Origin of the sequence: Streptomyces jeddahensis (assembly GCF_001642995.1) — a bacterium.
In the GTDB taxonomy this organism is placed as follows: Bacteria; Actinomycetota; Actinomycetes; order Streptomycetales; family Streptomycetaceae; genus Streptomyces; species Streptomyces jeddahensis.
The window spans coordinates 1-14401 of record NZ_LOHS01000142.1 but is presented as its reverse complement, the minus strand read 5'-3'; the positions used below and the strand labels follow the sequence as shown (position 1 = coordinate 14401).

General features: G+C 69.6%; 6 protein-coding genes and 1 pseudogene. 3 read left to right on the top strand and 4 right to left on the bottom strand.

Going from position 1 to position 14401, the window contains the following annotated elements; all coding sequences use genetic code 11:
- Positions 1-99: 99 nt before the first annotated feature.
- Together STSP_RS30640 and STSP_RS30635 are read right to left on the bottom strand one after the other, a co-directional pair.
- Positions 100-1698 (bottom strand): amidase, encoded by a 1599-nt coding sequence (locus STSP_RS30640; RefSeq protein ID WP_067284271.1) that lies wholly within the window; start codon positions 1696-1698, stop codon positions 100-102.
- On the bottom strand, positions 1698-1988 hold the full coding sequence (locus tag STSP_RS30635; RefSeq protein WP_067284270.1) for a hypothetical protein: 291 nt from the start codon (positions 1986-1988) through the stop codon (positions 1698-1700). The genes STSP_RS30640 and STSP_RS30635 overlap by 1 nt, the downstream gene beginning before the upstream one ends.
- 320 nt (positions 1989-2308) lie before the next feature.
- On the opposite strand from STSP_RS30635, the gene lpdA reads away from it, so the two are divergent.
- The 3 genes and pseudogenes from lpdA to STSP_RS30620 form a co-directional block, all read left to right on the top strand.
- Complete coding sequence (lpdA, locus tag STSP_RS30630) at positions 2309-3724, top strand: dihydrolipoyl dehydrogenase (RefSeq protein WP_067284272.1); 1416 nt, start codon at positions 2309-2311, stop codon at positions 3722-3724.
- 1120 nt (positions 3725-4844) lie between these two features.
- Entirely contained in the window at positions 4845-7667 is a 2823-nt protein-coding gene (locus tag STSP_RS30625; RefSeq protein WP_067284269.1) for a glycoside hydrolase family 2, read from the top strand.
- A 539-nt stretch (positions 7668-8206) separates the two neighbouring features.
- A pseudogene (locus tag STSP_RS30620) lies at positions 8207-8826 on the top strand (MFS transporter); the annotation flags it as partial.
- Between the two features lie 98 nt (positions 8827-8924).
- Here the strand turns inward: STSP_RS30620 and STSP_RS30615 are convergent.
- Entirely contained in the window at positions 8925-10307 is a 1383-nt protein-coding gene (locus STSP_RS30615; protein ID WP_067284268.1) for a condensation domain-containing protein, read from the bottom strand.
- A gap of 244 nt (positions 10308-10551) precedes the next feature.
- Complete coding sequence (locus STSP_RS30610) at positions 10552-13494, bottom strand: glycoside hydrolase family 3 protein (RefSeq protein WP_067284267.1); 2943 nt, start codon at positions 13492-13494, stop codon at positions 10552-10554.
- Positions 13495-14401 lie beyond the last annotated feature (907 nt).

Here is a 14401-nt window from a genome sequence, read left to right as displayed (position 1 = left end):
TTACACCACGACGGCGGGCCGGGGCCCTGCGGCCCTGGCACGACGGGCACGCGAGGCCCGGCCGCCCCGGGGACCAGCCCCAGGAGCCGAGCCCCCACGTCAAGCCGAAGCCGTCGCCGCCTCCTCCGCCGAGAGCCGGGGACGCTCGGTCGCGGACCTCAGGCGTGCGGCCGTCGCCGGGTCGGACGGGCGGCGGGTGTGCCAGTCCGTGAGGGCCTGGTAGGCGGTGGCGACCTCGAGCAGGCGGTCCTCCTCGTACGGCTGGCCGCCCAGGATCACACCGACGGGCACGCCGCCGTCGTCGAAGCCGATCGGGAAACCGATCTCGGGCAGGCCCAGGATGTCGAACGGGACGGGTCCGGTCTGCAGCAGTACGTCGCAACCGTCATTGCCGAAGACGCCGTCGAGAACCTCGCGCAGCAGATGGTTCTTCGCGCGCTGCGCAGTGATCCACTCGTCGCCGGACAGCATCAGGCCCTGCAGCCAGCTCAGCAGCGACACACCGAACTTCGCCGGATCGGTCCCCAGCCAGTGCCGGAACGGCTCCGTCCGCTCGGCCAGCCGGGCGGCGTTGAACGTACCGGTCAGCAGCCCCCAGTCCGCCGGATAGGTGACGTCCACGAGCGTCACGCCCGGAATCGCGTCCAGTGTGTTCAGGAACGCGGTGCGCAGGTCCTTCCGGGCGCTCAGGAAGTCCGCGGGTACGCCGATCCGGGTTGCCCGGCGCATGCGCACCGCGCCGCCGCGCGAGACGACGGGGGTCGCGGCCCGGACGAGGTCGGGCACGTCCGGCAGCCCGAGCGTGCGCGGGTCGCGCGCGTCCGGCCCTGCCATGACCTGCAGCATGATCGCCGCATCCATGGCGTCGCGGGCCAGGGGCCCCGCGTGGTCGCGCGTGAAGGACAGCGGTATCACGCCGTGCAGCGAGACGCGTCCCATGGTGGGCTTCAGACCGGTCAGGTTCTGCTGGTTGGAGGGCAGCACGATGGAGCCGCCGGTCTGAGTGCCGATGGACGACGATGCCAGGCGCGCGGCCACGGCGCACGCGGGACCGGTCGACGAGCCGCCCGGGTCGACGGACGGGTTGTCCGGGGTCCAGGCGTTGACGGTCGTGACCGTGCCGTTCGGCTTCGTGGCCCGCGTCGTGGCGAGCGGCCCCATCTGGCCCTTGCCCAGCACGATCCCGCCCGCCGCCGTGAGCCGGGCCACGGCCGTGGCGTCCTCGTCCGGCACGAAGTCCTCGAAGATGTACGAGTTGCAGCGGGTCGGCACGCCGTCGGTGAAGTAGTTGTCCTTGATGCACAGCGGAATGCCGCTGAGGACACCGCCCGGCCCCTCGCCGCGGTCGGCCCTCCGCGCCGCCGCAAGGGCGGCATCGCCGGTCACTTCCGCATACGCCTGATACGTCGAGTCGTACCGCTCGATCCGCTCCAGATACGCCTGCACCAGATCGGTGGCCGACAGTCTGCCGCGCCGCATGAGCACGACCGCCTCGGCGAGCGTCGCCTCGGACGGGTCGTCCAGCGCGGCCTGTCGCACGTCGACACGGATGTCGCGAGCGTCGATGCCGGAGCTTGTCGGCGCCGGCGACGCCTGCGCCGCGGACGCCTGCGCCGGGGCCGCGGGAAGCGCGACGCCGCTCGCCACCGCAGCAGCGGAACTCGCGAGGAACACCCGTCTGTTGAGGGCCCGGCTCATCACTCGCCCGCCTTCCCGGTCCACGTCTCGGTGATCGACGGGTACAGCAGCGGCGGCGAGGCCTGCTGCGCGTACTCGGGCGTCCGTCCGGCCGGGGACCATCCGGCGATGGCCCCCGGCGTGGAGGCGACGAACGACCGCAGCGAAGCGAGTACCTGACTCCGGGTGGGCACCCCGGTCTCCGGATCCGGCTGCTCCGGAAGCAGCGCCAGATCGAATCCGGCCAGCGCCAGCCTGGTCCGTATGTACGCGTCGAGCTGCTCCTGCGTGGGCGGTTGTGGCTCACTCACAGCGGACCTCCATGATCGGCGTACGGGTGCGTGCACGAGTACGGGTGCGTGCACGAGTACGCATACGAGTACGGATATGTGTGCGGGACACCGGGACTTCATCACCGGCCCGTGAAGCCGTCATTGAGCTCGTGAGTCACTGGAGTTACAGGGCCGCCCGTGACATCCCGCAGCCCGCCGAACTGCCAGGACAGCCGGCATCGTCACGACCGCCGTTGTGCGCGAAGGCGGGGAATGCCAGCCCTCCGTACGATGACGGTGTCCGCCGGGCGGTCAGGCCGGTGGGCGCGACGGTCACCGATCTCACCGGAACGAGGATCATGAGCAGCAGCACGCACTACGACGTCGTCGTCCTCGGCGCGGGCCCCGGCGGCTACACCGCCGCCGTCCGCAGCGCCCAGCTCGGACTGCGCACCGCGGTCGTGGAGGAGAAGTACTGGGGCGGGGTCTGCCTGAACGTGGGCTGCATCCCCTCCAAGGCCCTGTTGCGCAACGCCGAGTTGGCGCACATCTTCACCCAGGAGCAGAAGACCTTCGGCATCCGCGTGGACGGCCAGGTCAGCTTCGACTACGGGGAGGCGTACCGGCGCAGTCGCGCCGTGGCGGACGGCCGCGTCAAGGGCGTCCACTACCTGATGAAGAAGAACGGCATCACGGAGTACGACGGCCGCGGCACGTTCACCGACCCGAACACCCTCCAGGTCGCGCTCTCCGCAGGCGGCACCGAGACCGTCACGTTCGACCACTGCATCATCGCGGCGGGCGCCGAGACCCGGCTGCTGCCCGGCACCAGGCTGTCCGACCGCGTGGTGACGTACGAGGAGCAGATCCTCACCGAATCGCTCCCCGCGTCGATCATCATCGCGGGCGCGGGTGCGATCGGCGTGGAGTTCGCGTACGTCCTGCACAACTACGGGGTGCGGGTCACGATCGTCGAGTTCCTCGACCGGATGGTGCCCACCGAGGACGCCGACATCTCCAAGGAGCTGGCGAAGCACTACCGCAAGCTCGGCATCGAGGTCCTCACCTCGACCCGCGTCGACGCCATCGACGACAGCGACCCCAATGCGAAGGTGCGGGTCACCGTCACGGGCAAGGACGGCGCGCAGAAGATCCTGGAGGCCGACAAGGTCCTCCAGGCGATCGGCTTCGCCCCGCGCGTGGGCGGCTACGGCCTGGAGAACACGGGCGTACGACTGACCGAGCGCGGCGCGATCGACGTCGACGGGCGCGGCCGCACCTCCGTCCCGCACATCTTCGCGATCGGCGACGTCACCGCGAAGCTGATGCTCGCGCACGCCGCCGAGGCCATGGCCGTCATCGCCGCCGAGACCATCGCGGACGCGGAGACGATGGAGGTCGACTTCACGATGATCCCGCGCGCCACGTACTGCCAGCCGCAGATCGCGAGCTTCGGCTGGACGGAGGCGCAGGCCCGCGAGCAGGGCTACGACGTGAAGGTCGCCAAGTTCCCGTTCACGGCCAACGGCAAGGCCCACGGCCTCGGCGACCCGGTCGGCTTCGTCAAGGTGATCAGCGACGACAAGTACGGCGAGCTGCTCGGCGCCCACCTCATCGGTCCCGAAGTGACCGAGCTGCTCCCCGAGCTGACGCTCGCCCAGCAGTGGGATCTGACGGTCCACGAGGTGGCCCGTAACGTGCACGCGCACCCGACGCTGGGCGAGGCCGTGAAGGAGGCGATCCACGGGCTGGCGGGTCACATGATCAACATGTGATCCAGAGGTAAGGGCACCAGGGAGGGCAAACGCTGACCAGCTCAGCGGCGTCCGATCGGGGTCGTTGGTGGTCGTTGTTCGTCGTCGTTGGCCCCCCTCGGACGGCCCGCAGACGGCCTCGGCCGTCTACCTCAAACGCGAGGTCAGGGACCCGGACGAAGCGTCCGGGTCCCTTCGTGTTGGGCCCGGATTAGCCGTACTGGCGCCGGGCGATGCAGGGTCACCTACAGCATCCGCTAAACGAGAAAGCTCGGATCAGATCCTTCTGAGCTGGGCTTCAGTGGAGCCACCTGCGGGATTCGAACCCGAAACCTACGCATTACGAGTTGTCCGATCTTGGTCCGGGGGTACCCACGCGCGTCTGCTGGGCGTCTGGCCTCGCTGCTCAGAGAGGGTTTCGGAGCCTGGCGGATGACTGTGGAGCGCCCCGGATCGAGAGGTCATCGATACCACAACTGAGACCACCGCGACCGGCGCCGGGACGATCACGAATCCTGAGTCCCGAAGCAGTTGTCAGTTCTGATCACCACTCCGCGAGCAGCAAGCGGTGATCGGCCAGAGCAAGGGCGACGCCGTCATCTACGCCCATAATGCGTCTCGCCATTTGAGACGATCCACCCCGTAGGGCTTCAACTCGCACCCTCTTCCGCCGACGCCCGCAGGCGGGTGAGCGCGAGTGCACGGCGCCGGTTCTCCTGGAAGGTGCTGCCCGTCCAGCGTTCGAAGCGCGGAACCGATCCCGGCGGACCTCGTCGGCTGGACCTTCCGACACGACGATGCACGACGATGTTCGTCGTGTGATGAACTCGCGCGTCCCCGTCGGCGCTCAGGAGGCGGTTGAGGAAGATCCACAGGAACCCGCGCCTGCTCCGACCGCTCCGCGTGCCACGGCTTGCAGTGCCGGCGCTGACATGTGATTCCGGAGGCGCCTGCAGCTTCTGCTGCCCTCTTGTGTTCGATTCATTCGACTCCTAATGTCGTCGTCGTTCCCGCGGGTGCGCTCTGATCTGCGGTGTTGTGCGCGCAAGCGCTTCGACACCGTGTGTCGACCGGGCCCGTCGGCTACCCCCGCGCGTCCCCGCCGTGCCCTCCCCGATGGTCCCTGAAGGCTGGAGATGTCATGCAAATGTCCCGTCGTGGCGTTCTGATCCTCGGCGCCGTCGGCGCGGCCGTCGCCGGAGGCCTTCCCGCGGGCTCGGCCGGGGCCGCCGAGGCGGCCGACGCAGCGGACGCCTCCACGCGCACCGAGCGCCTGTATCTGTCCGGAGAGGACGCCGACCACCCTGTCGACTGGGACTTCCTGTGCACCAGCGGGCGGCGCAGCGGCAGTTGGGGCACCATCCCGGTTCCGTCCAACTGGGAGTTTCACGGATACGGCACGTACAACTACGGGTGGAATCTGCGCCCGGAGGAAAAGGGCCGCTACCGGCACACCTTCACGCCGCCCGCCCACTGGCGTGACAGACGCGTCTTCCTCGTCTTCGAAGGGTCGATGACCGAGACCGAGGCGTGGCTCAACGGCGAGTCGGCCGGGCCCGTCCACCGCGGCGGCTTCTACCGGTTCCGGCACGAGGTGACCGGAAAGCTGCGTCCGGGCCAGGACAACCTCCTGGAGGTGACGGTCAGCAAGGAGTCCACCGACGACTCCGTCAACCGGGCCGAACGCCTGGGCGACTACTGGAACTTCGGCGGCATCTACCGCCCCGTCCACCTGGAGGCGTTCCCGCTCCAGCACATCGAACGCATCGCCGTCGACGCCCGCGCCGACGGAACGCTGCGGATCGACGCCCATCTGTCGGGCACCGGTTCCGCCGACCGTCTCGTCGCCCAGGTCACCGACCTCTCCGGGCGCCCGGTCGGAGCCCCGTTCACCGCGGCCGTCGCTCCCGGCGACACGAAGGTGATCCTCAAAACCGCTGTGGACTCCCCCCGGCAGTGGACGGCGGAGACCCCGCACCTCTACCGCGTCGAGGTCGCGCTCCGCGCCGGCGACGACCGTACCGTCCACCGCGTCGACGAGAGATTCGGCTTCCGCACCGTCGAGGTGCGCCCCGGCGACGGCGTGTACGTCAACGGCGTCAAGATCCTCCTCAAGGGAGCCAACCGGCACACCATCTGGCCCACGTCCGGCCGGGCGACCAGCGCACGCATCAGCCGCAAGGACATCCTCCTGATGCAGGAGATGAACATGAACGCGGTCCGGATGTCCCACTACCCGCCGGACACACACTTCCTCGACCTCGCCGACGAACTCGGGCTGTACGTGCTCGACGAACTGGCCGGCTGGCAGAAGTTCTACGACGAGGAGGCGGGCAGGCCCCTCGTCGCCTCGATGGTCACCCGTGATGTCAACCACCCGTCGATCCTGTTCTGGTGCAACGGCAACGAAGGCGGCTGGAACACCGCCCTCGACGCCGACTACGCCCGCCACGACCCCCAGCAGCGCACCGTTCTCCACCCCTGGGCGAACTTCGGCGGCATCAACACCGACCACTACGAGGCGTACGACAGCACGCGCCGCATCCTCCAGGAACAGGGCGACATCTTCATGCCCACCGAGTTCCTCCACTGCCTCTACGACGGCGGCGCCGGCGCGGGGCTCGACGACTACTGGAAGCTGATGGGCCGTGAACGGCTCTCCGCCGGAGGCTTCCTGTGGGCACTGGTCGACGAGGGCATCGTGCGGGACGACCTCGGCGGCGCCATCGACGTGGCGGGCAACGCCGCACCCGACGGCATCCTCGGCCCCTTCCGCGAGAAGGAGGCCAGCTTCTACACGATCAAGGACATCTGGTCTCCCGTACAACTCGCCGAGCCGGAGCGGTTCACCTCCGGCCTGCCGGCCGACTTCGACGGGCGGATCCGCCTCACCAACCACTACGCCTTCACCAACACCCGTACCTGCCAGTTCGCTTGGCAGCTGCTGGACTTCCACACCCCGTCACAGCGGCGCGACGGCCACACGGTGCGCGCCCAAGGCACCGCCTCCGCTCCGGACATCGAGCCAGGCACGGAAGGAGTGCTGCGCCTGCCCCTGCCGTCCGGCTGGCGACGCGCCGACGCCATGGACCTCACCGTCACCGATGCCGACGGCCGCGAGATCCGCCGCTGGACATGGACCATCGCGTCCGCCGCCGACCATGCCCGACGGCTGGTACAGACGGGTCCGGGACCAGCCGTACGCGGCTCCCTCACGGACAACACGCTCACCCTCGCATCCCGCCACACCACGGTCACGCTCGACGCCACGACGGGCATGCTGGCCGGCGTCACCCACCGGGGGACGGACTTCGCGCTGTCCCGCGGCCCGCTGCCCACCACCGGAACGGCCGACCTCACCCGCCTGACGCACGGGCCCGACGGCAACGGCTACATGGTGCAGGCCGAGTACTCCGGCGTCCTGCGCCACGTCCGGTGGCGTCTGCACCCCAGCGGCTGGCTGCAGTTGGACTACCGCTACCACCTCACCGGCGAACACGACCTCTTCGGAGTCGGCTTCGACCATCCCGAATCGCAGGTGACCGGCGTGACATGGCTCGGCCACGGACCCCACAGAGTGTGGAAAAACCGGCTGCGCGGCGTCGCGACGGACGTCTGGACGAAGCAGTACAACGACACCGCGACCGGTGCCGACGGCTGGGTGTACCCGGAGTTCAAGGGCTACCACGCGGACGTCCGCTGGGCGTCCCTGCACACCACCGCCGGACGTCTCACCGTGGTCTCCGAGGACGAGAACCTCTACCTGCGCCTCTTCACACCCCGGTTCGGACCCGACCCCCGCCATACCGCGCCGCCCTTCCCGAAGGGAGATCTGTCGTTCCTCGACGCCATCCCGGCGATCGGCACCAAGTTCGACGCGCCAGCCGCGCTCGGCCCCAGCGGCGGCCCCACCACGGCGACGGGCGACTACGGCCGAACCCTGTACTTCTCGTTCTCCCAGTAGCACGTCCACCCACTCGCCGACGCCGCACCATGCGGCCGGACTCCTGCCGACCGGCGCTTCCCACAGGTGCTCGACCTCACCTTCCCGAGGCGTGCGTCTGCCCCCACGACCGTGACGCCAGTGCCGATGTGGTGGGCATGCGGGCGAGCGCGCTGGTGTCGATCAGGTATTGCGCGGCGTTCACCGTGTTTGCCAGGGGTGTCACATCGCGGCGATGCCTTCCATGCCGGACTCGTCGAACGCGGGAAGGCCCTCGGCGGTGGTGACCTTGGTGAGGGATCCGTTCTACTCGACGCGGAAGCCGTCGACCGTTCCGGAGGTGGCGTTCTGGACGTAGACGAACTTCACATCAAGATCCAGGCTCCCTGTTGGTCGTGCAACAACCCGGTCAGAAAGCTCGTGCCGTCCCGGAGCCGCTCTCATCAGCACTTCCACTGGAACTGCGACATCTGTGAAGTCGCATGGGAAGGGCCCGGTTCCACCGCGCAAGTCTGAGGCGGTGGAGGCGCGGCCGTGGAGCCCACCCGAGGCCGCCATGGCAGCAACAGGGCCCGCGTCCGGGCCCGTTGGAGGCGCTGCGCCGCCATCCGCGCCAGTCCCTGCTGATCTGCGGGATCACGGCGGGCGGCACGATCGCCTACTGCACCTGGACGTCATATCTGCCGACGTACGCCGAGCTCAACGCGGGCGTCGAGAAGTCGGACGCGTTGCTCGCGGGCACGATCTCGCTGGCCTTCTTCGGTCTGCTCCAGCCCCTCGGCGGTCTCCTCTCCGACCGGTTCGGTCGCCGCCCCCTGCTCCTCACCTTCGGCCTGGGCTTCGCCCTCCTCACCGTGCCGCTCCTGCACGCCCTGCGCGACTCCTTCGCGGAGCTGCTGCTGGTGCAGTGCGCGGGCATGGTCCTGCTGACCGGGATCACCACGATCAGCGCGGCGGTGAACGCGAGGTGTTCCCGCCGCGGGTGCGGGCGGCGGGGATCGGGTTCCCGTACTCGCTGACGGTGGCGGTGTTCGGCGGTACGGCCCCCTACGTCGGCACACTCTTCAAGGAACTGGGGTATTCCGGGTTCTTCCCGTGGTACATGGCGGCACCCTGCCTGGGCTCGTCGGTGGTGTACCTGCGGTTGCCGGAGACGGCCCACAAGCAGCTGGAACGCTGAACCTCCGCCGAACGCAGCAGTGCCCCGGCTCCGATCCGACCCGGTTCCACCAGGCCGAGCCGGATCTCGACGTCGGCCATCCGCGCCCCGCCGCGTCTCTACGCGCCGGCGAATGAGCCGCTCCGTGCGGCGTGACCGCCGATCGCGGCTCCGACCAGTCGCCTCTCGAAGGACAGCAGTATCTGTGCGAGATCCGTCGCGTCGAACGACGTCGCATCCGTCCCGAGACTGATTCCGGCCGTCTCGGACATACCCCACACATCGAAGCAGAGCTTTCCGGAGTTCTGGTCGACGGGTTTGGGGAATCGTCTGTAACGGCTGGATGCCATGGCTTGCTCCAAGCCCTGCTGTGCCCTGTCCGCGCGAGCCCGGATCAGCTCGCGGGGCGCTATGGGGCGGATGTTGACCACGTACGGGTTGTGTGCGGAGCGGCCCAGTTCGGTGGAGACCTCGTCCAGGGATCTGGCGTAGCGGTCAGGCTCTCGCAGGCTGACGGACGAGGATCTGACGAGTGCCGCGTCGACGGCCCGGCACAGCGCCGGGAACCGGTCGCTGCCCAGGGACGTGTCGACCGGGACGAGGGCTCTGCCGGCGATATGGGCCACCGCCTCGCGGGCGAAGGTGGTCTGCCGATTGGCCATCACGGTGTTGAACACGCAGTTGCCGATGCCGATGTGCTCGGCGAGCGCGCACGCGTATGCGGCTTGCAGGACGGCGGCCACGGATGTCCGGTACTGCTTCGCCAGACGGGCCGCCGCGAGTGTGACCGCCGCCGACTCGAGGCATACGAAGTTGTAGACGGCGTCCCCGTGGCTCGCGGGCGCCTGGAGTTCGGGCATGGCGGACTGACGGAGCATGGCCCGGTCATGGGTGTCGACACGATGGGCGTGCCGCAGCCCCGAGGGACTGGCTTCGAAGCTCGCGATCTGCCGCGGCTGCCATCCCGAGCCGAGGTCGGCGCCCGGATCGGCGGCCAGTCGGGCTATGTGTTCGGCCACGATCCGGGCGGCCGTCGTGTCCGCAGAGAAGTGGTGCAATGACAGCGCGATGTGGATGGGTCTGCCGTCCATGGTGATGACGGCAGCCCGCAACGGCAGGTCGTCCGGGGCGAATCCGGGCTCGGCCAGTCGGACGGTGAAGTCGTTCAGCTCGTCGTAGGTCGCCGGGGCGTCGCAGGCGTACTCGTCGACCTGGAGCACCCCGGAAGCCACCACGACCGCGCGCGGGTGCCCGTCCGCGTCACGTGGATACAGCGTGCGCAGCGCCTCGAAGTGGGCCACGACCACGGCGAAGGCATGCAGCACCGCGGCCATGTCGGGCGTGCCGTCGAGTGCCCGCCCCATCCGTACGTTCCTGTTGCGGGGTCCGTGGAGATAGGGGTGGCATCCTTCGCGTTCATGGGCCTTCTGCGACCACGTCAGTTCATGCTCTCCGGCGGTGCCGGCGACGAAAACGACGTCATGGCGTGCGATCTGTCGCATACCCGCCCCGGCCCTCCTCCGGTACGTCGGCGGCGCGCCACGTCTCGCGGATGCGCGCGGCAAGTTCGCCGACCGGACGGCGTGGAGGCCCCGATCCTCCACGCCGTCAGGCGGTACGACGACGCGGCCGGAGCGCGGGCGCCCCATTTTCAGCAGAGGATAGATCCGCGCGGACCACGTGCGTCAATGCTCGGAAGGTATGGAACGCGGCGGCGGACCGTTTTCCTACGCGTCCCACCGGTTGTTACCGCGTCCCGCCGGCGATCGCGGCCAGGTGGACACCGCCCCGCAGAACGAGATGCAGAGCGTGTACCCCGGTCACCTCCGCGGGCATCGGTGCGCTGACCGTGCGCCAGTCGTACCGGCCGTCGGTGCCGGCGGGGACGTGGAGGCCGGCGAGCAAGGTGCCGGTACCGGGACCGCCGTCGGCGTAGATCTCGACGGTCGCGTCCTCCTCCGTCGCGCGGGACACCTCGGCCGAGATGACGCGCGGTCCGTCTGCCGGGCCGCCCAGGTCGACCGAGCTGTAGCGCAGTCCGCAGCAGGTCTCGCCGGTTGCGGGCGTGACCGCCTCCCCCTTCTCCCGGGTGGCGTCGACGAGCGTGCCGCCCACGCATTCGTCGAAGTCGACGGCCTCCAGTCGTCCGCCGATGAGGCTGCGCACGGGGAGGGCCGGCCCTGTCACGGTGAGGGGCGCGGTCAGGGCGATGGCTTCGGCCGAGTGACCGATCAGGATCTCGTACTGTCCCGGGTCCACGGCGAAGGCTCCGGCTGAGACGGACCAATGGGCCAAGGCCGCGACGGGCACCCTGAACTCCAGCCGCCGTCGTTCACCGGGGGCGAGGGAGACCTTGCGGAAGTCCGTCAGTCTGCGCCGGGGCGCGCGGTGGCGGGCGGCGAGCGCGCGGGTGTAGAGCTGCACGGTCTCTGTGCCCGTGCGCGTTCCGGTGTTGGTGAGCTCGACGCTCACGGTCAGGGTGTCGTCGTGCGCCGCTTCCCGGGCGGACAGCCGCAGGTCGGAGTAGGCGAAGCTGGTGTAGGACAGGCCGTGCCCGAAGGGGTACAGCGGTGCGGCGTCGTGGTACTGGTACGTCCAGCCGGCGCTGATGATGTCGTAGTCGAGGCGGCCGGGCAGCGGGTCGTCGCCGCGGTACCAGGTCTGTGGGAGCCTTCCGGAGGGTTCGGCCTCGCCGAGCAGGACCGCTGCGAGTGCTCGGCCCGTCTCCTGCCCGCCGTGGGAGGTCCACATCACGGCGGGCAGGTGCTTGTCGGCCCAGTCGACGGCGTACGGGTAGCTGCTCATCACGACCAGCGCCGACTCGGGGCGCTCGGTGGCGACGGCGCGCAGCAGGGCTTCCTGCGCGGGCGGCAGCGAGATGCCCGTACGGTCCTCGGTCTCGCGGCCGTTGAGGTGCGGGTCGTTTCCGAGGACGACCACGGCGACGTCCGCCGAGGCGGCGGCCGCGACCGCTTCGGCGATTCCGTCTCTGACGACGGTTCGGGTCCAGCGTTCCGCCTTCTCGGGGGCTTCCGCAGAGAGGGTGACCCGGCCGGTGGCGGGGTCCACGGCTGCGTATCGGGCGTTGCTGATGTTGCGCAGCAGTTCCGTGCCGTCCGGCTGGGGTTCCAGCCGGAAGGTCTCATGGACGAACCAGCCGTTCGGTTGCGTCTGGTCGGCGACGAGGGTGAGGTCGCCGTCCTTGAGGGTGACGTAGCGCTCCGTGCGCGCGTTGCGGAGGGTCAGCACGCCTTCGCCCCAGTCGAACAGGTCGTGGCAGGCGCTGTCGCCGGACTCCTGCTCGTCGGTGGAGGCGCCGGCCACCATCGGTCCGCCGGGGTCGAACGCCGGGACGCACAGGAGGCCTCCGGTGGAGGCGGCTCGCAGCGTGATCCGGTCCACTCCCTCCGCACAGACCAGTTCGGCGCCGCACTCCTTGAGCGCCGTCTCCAGGCCAGTGGCGACCGTGATCCGGTACGGCATGGTGCCGCTGTACCAGTCCTCGAAGAGGGTGTCCGCCAGTGGGCCGACGAGCGCCACGCGCCGGCCGGGGGCGGGTGACAGCGGCAGTGCCCCGTCGTTCTTCAGCAGCACCACCGACTCGGTGGCGGCGCGCAGTGCGAGCGCACGGTGTTCGGGACTGTCCACGACGACGTCGCGGATGCCGGCGTAGGGGTCGAGGTCCGGATCGAACTCGCCGAGACGGAAGCGGATCGACAGGTGGCGTCGCGCGGCGCGGTCGATGTCGGCCTCGGTGAGCAGCCCGCGGTCGACCGCCGTGCGGAGTCTGCCGAGGGTGATGCTGCCGTCCTCGCGCTGTTCGGTGATGCTGTCGACGCCGGCCCGCACCGCCGACGCGTGGGATGCGGGGTGGTCGTCGAAGTAGTGCTCCGAGTCGACCAGGTTGGTCACGGCTCCGGCGTCGCTGCATACGAAGAGCTCGTGGCCGGTGGGCTCGGCCCAGCGCCGTACCTCGGTCTCCAGCAGTGGACTGACATGGCAGGGGCGGCCGTTGATGAGGTTGTAGGCCGGCATGACGCCGGTGGCGGCGCCGGAGACGATGGCCGGTCGGAAGGCGGCGAGGTCGTATTCGTGCAGCACCCTGGGCGGCACCACGGAGGAGGTGAGGTCGCGCTCGTCCTCGTTGTTGTAGGCGAGGAAGTGCTTGAGCAGGGGTGCTGTCCGCAGGTAGAGCGGGTGGTCCCCGGCCAGCCCACGGCAGTAGCTGACGGAGAGCCGGCCGGTGAGCAGCGGATCCTCCGCGTACCCCTCCTCGTTCCTGCCCCAGCGGGGGTCGCGCAGCAGGTTCACCACGGGGGCCCAGATCTGGAGGCTGTGCGGGTAGCCGTCGTCGGAAGGGCGCTGGTGGAAGGCGCGGGCCTCGGTGCCGACGGCCGTGGCGACCTCGTGCAGCAGTTCCTCGTCCCAGGTGGCGCCCAGGCCTATCGCCTGCGGGAACACGGTGGCCGGCCCCAGCCAGGCCACGCCGTGCAGCCCTTCGGTGCCGGTCTTGAAGGGGGCCAGCCCGAGGCGGGGGACTCCTGATGAGTACTGGTAGAGCAGCTCGATGCGCTCGTCGAGCGTCAGCCGGGAAATGAGGTCGTCGACTCGCTGTGCGAGGGGCAGCGCCGGGTCTCGGAACGGCAGGTCGGTGGTGGGCGGCTCGGGGTAGGTGCTGGCGGCATTCACCTGAGAGGTCCCTTGGTGGAGGTCGAAGGAGAAGGCGTGGGAAGCGTGGGCGACTCGGGGCCCGGGCGGCGTAGGGCCTTCCTCGATCGCGCTGTCGGGTAGTCGAAGCGCTTCGACGTTGGCATGACGCTGAGTCGTGTGTCAATCACAGGTCGCCGAGCCGCGGGAAGCCGTTTGTCTGGCGTTGGCGTACCTCATTGAGAGTTCGCTCAGAAGTCGCAGCCCACCTGGAGGGAAGCGGTATGGAGAGTGGGGCGCACAGTCACCCTTGACCGTGTCTGTTACCGGAAAGTGACCTGGACGGCCCGTTGTCGTGCTCGGAAACACGTCGTTAGTGTCGCCGAAACGTCGAAGCGCATCGACTCGGATTCTTCCCGCCCTCCCGACATCAGGCCACCGGACGACTCAGAGTCGGCCCGCCCGCTGGTCGGATCCACGAAAACGAAGGGCCGCAACGACATGAGCACCGGGATGAACCGCCGAGCCGTCCTGCGAACAGCCGCCGGCGTAGCGGGCGCCACCTCTCTCACCGCTGCCGGCCGACTGCGGCGGCAGCGCCTCCGGTGCCGGCAAGGGCGGCACCAGCAGCAAGAAGGGCCTGGCCGCGCTGCCCGCCTGTCTGCCCAGCACGGTCGGCAAGCCGGACATCGCGTCCGTCAGACTCCCAACGCAGCGGTCACGAAGCCGAGTTACCTCACTTTTCCCGCGCACCCGAAAGGCAAGGACCCGTCATGACCCACGTCCCGCACCTCTCCCGCCGAGGACTGCTGGCCGCTGGCGCGGCCGCGGCCGCACTCCCGCTGCTCGCCCCCTCCGCCGCGTCCGCCCGCGAGGCCGGGAAGGTCGGACGCACGCCCTACACCTTCCGCAACGCGGAGATAGTCGGCGGCGGCTTCGTCACCGGCAT

Coding starts and splice junctions, on each gene's coding strand:
- lpdA (WP_067284272.1), top strand. CDS start 2,309: ATGAGCAGCAGCACGCACTACGACGTCGTCGTCCTCGGCGCGGGCCCC.
- STSP_RS30640 (WP_067284271.1), bottom strand. CDS start 1,698: ATGAGCCGGGCCCTCAACAGACGGGTGTTCCTCGCGAGTTCCGCTGCT.
- STSP_RS30625 (WP_067284269.1), top strand. CDS start 4,845: ATGCAAATGTCCCGTCGTGGCGTTCTGATCCTCGGCGCCGTCGGCGCG.
- STSP_RS30615 (WP_067284268.1), bottom strand. CDS start 10,307: ATGCGACAGATCGCACGCCATGACGTCGTTTTCGTCGCCGGCACCGCC.